General features: G+C 66.8%; 3 protein-coding genes. All 3 read left to right on the plus strand.

Annotation, left to right across the window (positions count from 1 at the left end; genetic code table 11):
* A partial coding sequence (locus tag DBR34_RS00550; RefSeq protein ID WP_181393857.1) for a type VI secretion system Vgr family protein occupies positions 1-1,284 on the plus strand: 1,284 nt, incomplete at its 5' end.
* Positions 1,281-2,138: a DUF4123 domain-containing protein gene (locus DBR34_RS00555; protein ID WP_181393858.1), complete on the plus strand. Its 858-nt coding sequence runs from the start codon at positions 1,281-1,283 to the stop codon at positions 2,136-2,138. The genes DBR34_RS00550 and DBR34_RS00555, both read left to right, overlap by 4 nt.
* Positions 2,135-2,851 carry a DUF3304 domain-containing protein gene (locus tag DBR34_RS00560; protein ID WP_128095271.1) on the plus strand — a complete coding sequence of 239 codons (717 nt, stop codon included), beginning with the start codon at positions 2,135-2,137 and terminating at the stop codon, positions 2,849-2,851. Before DBR34_RS00555 ends, DBR34_RS00560 begins: the two co-directional genes overlap by 4 nt.
* Positions 2,852-3,342: the final 491 nt, after the last annotated feature.

A 3,342-nucleotide genomic window follows, 5' to 3' on the forward strand; every position in this document is an offset into this window, starting at 1 on the left:
TCCGTATTCGGCCCACCCGGCGAGACGGTGCATACCGATGCGCTGGGCCGAATACGGATCTGTTTCCACTGGCAGCGCCCACAGGACCACCCCGATGGGCACACCGAAGACGCGCGCGCCTCCACCTGGGTGCGCGTCGCCCTGCCCAGTGCGGGCGATGGCTTTGGTCACCAGTTCCTGCCACGTATCGGCCAGGAGGTGCTGGTCACGTTCCTCCACGGCGACATCGACCGCCCAGTGGTCACCGGCGTGCTCTACAACGGCCGCCACGCGACACCCCGCTTCGCCGGGGTTGGGCACTTGCCGGGCAACCGCGCCTTGTCCGGCATCCGCTCGCAGGAACATGCGGGTGACGCACATGGCGAGCTGATCTTTGACGACAGCACCGGCCAGTTGGCCACCACGCTGCGCGCGAGCCCGCATGACAGCGTGCTGCACCTGGGACACCTGCACGGCTCGCGCACCGACGGCCAGGCAGATCCGCGCGGCGAAGGCGCAGAGCTGCGCACCGATGCCGCGCTGGCGCTGCGCTCGGCGCACGGCCTGCTGCTGAGCAGCCATGGCCGCCAGCGCGCGCAGGGCCACCAGCTGGACCGTCAGGAACTGCAGGGCCTGCTGGACGATTGCCGCCGCGTGTTCGAGGACCTGGCCACCCTGGCCATCGAACAGCAGGCGGGGGCACCGGCCACTGCCCCCCAGCAGGCACTTGCCGAAGCACTGCGCGGCTGGGGCGACCAGGGCGGCCAGGCACCGGTAATCGCCGTATCGGCCGCTGCTGGCCTGGTAAGCGCAACCCCGGCCTCGCAGTTGCACGTCAGCCAAGGTCACCACGATGTAGTTGCCACCGGCAGCCTGCAGCAGACCAGCGGCGAGCGCATGCACCTGCAGGCGGGCCAGGGCCTGTCGCTGTTTGCCCGCGACGGCGGCATCAGCACCATCGCCAACGCCGGGCACGTGGCGGTGCAGGCGCGCAGTGCGGAAATCCAGGCGCATGCGCTGCAAGGCGTGCAGATCAGTGCCGAGAACGGTGAGATCGTGCTGGCCGCACCGGTGATCCGCCTGGTGGCGGCAGACGGCAGCTTCCTGCGCGTGGGCGGCGGCGTGACCGGGGGCAGCAAGGACGCCATCGCCTTCCACGGTGCCAGCCATGACTGGGACGGGCCGCGCACCGAGCAGTGGCATCGCACCCTGGTGGCTGCGCCGATTCCGCCGGTATGCCTGCCCTGCCTGGCCATGGCGGCCATGCGCGGCAGCGCGGCGGTCAATCTGGCAGGCGCTGCATGAATCCCCTGCCGCCTGCCTGCCATGCCGCATTGGCCAACCACGGGGTGACGCCCTGTGTGCTCGTGGACGGCGCCATGCAACACGCCGCCGGCGTCCGGCTGGCCCGCACGCCGGGCGCGGGCCTCTCGTTGTTTGACGACCTGCCCGAGGAGGCGCAGGCGCTTGGCCCGTGGTTGCTGTCGCCAGCGCAGGCACAGGCCGTGGGGCTGGACGGTAGTGGCCCAGGCGTGAACTGGCTGGTCAGCGCGCTGGCGCGGCCAGACGCGGCCGACCACCTGCGCCACTGGCTGCGCGATGGCCACCCGCGTGGGCTGCACTACACCCGCCTGGCCGATGGTCGCGTGCTGCGTGCAGCCATGTCGGTGTGGACTCCAGCGCAGCGGGCGGCATTCTGCGCACCCTGCTCGGGATGGTGGATGGCCGACCGCGATGGCAACGCGCTGGCGCTCGCACTACCCGGACCGTTGACTCTTGAGCCGGGCACCACTGCCGGCTGGACCGATGCGCAGCGCGAGGCGTTGGCAGAGCACAGCGTGGTGGACCAGCTGCTGCACAGCCTTAAAGGGCATGTGCGGTACGCCGCATCGCTGACCTCGCGCGAGCGCAGACACGCCGTCGCCACGCAGGTGCAGCGGGCCGCGGTGACCGCGGGGTATGTGGAAGCGCCGGACCAGGCGAGCTGGATTGCATTCGCGCTGATGGCGGGCGGGTACTCCATGCCACTGGATGGGCATCCGGTGCACGCGTTGGCGTTGCGCGGTGATGCGCTGTGGAGCGCGCTGATGGATGGAGCGGCGGACGTGGGGCTGGATCTTCGCACTGCTCGACCACCTGACGACGTGGATGAACGATGACCTTGCCCTTTGAATATCTGCGGGCGCATGCAGACGCTCCCGCATCGAGAACCTTCCCTCCATCGGACGCAAGCGCCGATGAGGAACGGCGTCCGTTATGCACGCACCTGCAAGTATCCATGCATCTGGAGGGAGCACGCCTCAAGGACATTGAAAGGGGAGCATCCTGCACATATGCAGTGATCAAGCACTGGCGTTGCCGTAAGCGCGGCGTACTCCATGCAGCCACACTCGCCGTTGTGGCTCTCACCATGGCAGGCTGCAAGCCGGCGGAGCGAAGTTCAGATCCCACCGCGCGTGTCGGTGGCAGCTTGACGTCGATGGACTATGAGCCGACCGACACCTTCGTGCGTCCTGTTTATGTTGATGGTCGAGGCGGAGACAGTGCTGGAACTGGCGGAAGCACCGCACTCGGTGCGATCAGTCTGCCGCAACGGTGGCATCCAGGACTCACAGTCCGTGCGAAATGGCGGCGATGCAGAGCTTTCTATGCGGATCGACCCGAAACGCAGGAAGAGGCCTGTCGTTGGGTCGAGAAAGACGTTCCTGTGCACCCCTACACCTACGTGGGGCGTACATGGCTTCACATCTTCGCTGATGACGAAGTGCTGGTCATCCCATCGATGAAAGGTCCGAATCATCCTGACTATCCGGGCGCTGAATTCCCCTATAAGAACTTCAACGATCGGAGAGGCATTGGTCGAGATGAGTGAATGGTCCTGGCTTCCCGAGAAGGCGAAGGTGATCTTTGGCGTGCAGCGGGTGTCACGCATACTGGATGCGCACTGTCTGACGACTCCCGGGAGCACACGTTGTATGGGAACCGGGCAGGCAGACTCCTCCGCATGCGCCTTGATGAAGCCCCGTAGCCACCATAGGCGCGGCGCAATACACATAGCCGCGCTCGCCGCCGTCGTGCTCACCTTGACGAGCTGCAAGCCCGCCGAACGAGGTTCGGACCCCAACGCGCGTGTCGGTGGCAGCTTGACGTCGATGGACTATGAGCCGACCGACACGTACGTGGAGTTCGTTTACGTCAACGGTCGGGGTGGAGATATTGCCGGGACTGGCGGAAGCACCGTACTCGGCGCGATCAGTCTGCCGCAGCGGTGGCATCCCGGACTCACAGTCCGTGCGAAATGGCGGAGATGCAGAGCTTTCTATGCGGATCGACCCGAAACGGAGGAAGAGGCCTGTCGTTGGG

The sequence above is a fragment of the Stenotrophomonas sp. HMWF003 genome, assembly GCF_003061285.1.
GTDB classification, from domain to species: Bacteria; Pseudomonadota; Gammaproteobacteria; order Xanthomonadales; family Xanthomonadaceae; genus Stenotrophomonas; species Stenotrophomonas maltophilia_AP.

What these genes read in the sequence shown, in the direction of transcription:
- DBR34_RS00555 (WP_181393858.1), top strand. Translation starts at nt 1,281, where the DNA reads ATGAATCCCCTGCCGCCTGCCTGCCATGCCGCATTGGCCAACCACGGG.
- DBR34_RS00560 (WP_128095271.1), top strand. Translation starts at nt 2,135, where the DNA reads ATGACCTTGCCCTTTGAATATCTGCGGGCGCATGCAGACGCTCCCGCA.